The organism is Duganella sp. CY15W, assembly GCF_009857555.1.
Classification (GTDB): Bacteria; Pseudomonadota; Gammaproteobacteria; order Burkholderiales; family Burkholderiaceae_D; genus Rugamonas; species Rugamonas sacchari.
On the sequence record NZ_WWCQ01000029.1, the window covers coordinates 1 to 291 of the forward strand.

Below are 291 nucleotides of genomic sequence, written 5' to 3' on the forward strand. Positions count from 1 at the left end.
CCTGGCTGGCAGCCGTCAGCGTTAGCTCGGTGGGGGAGGTATTCACCAGGGTCAGCGCGGAGCTGGCGGCGGCGCCCTTGCCGCCTGTGCCGCTGTCGCTGCTGCCGCCGTTGCCGCCGATTGCCGTGTGCAACAGGTTCAGGGTGCCAGGCGTGCTGGCGGCCGCGCCGTTCAGCAGGGTGCTGGCCGCACCGGCGCCGCCATTGGCGCCGTTGATGCCGTTGCCGCCATTGCCGCCGGTCTGCGTGACCGTTGCCTTCACCTCGTAGGCACCGGCGCTGGCCGTACCGT

1 pseudogene is annotated in these 291 nt (G+C 71.8%); it reads right to left on the reverse strand.

From position 1 onward, the window contains the following. Nucleotides 1–291: pseudogene (locus tag GTP58_RS30915) on the reverse strand (hypothetical protein); the annotation flags it as partial.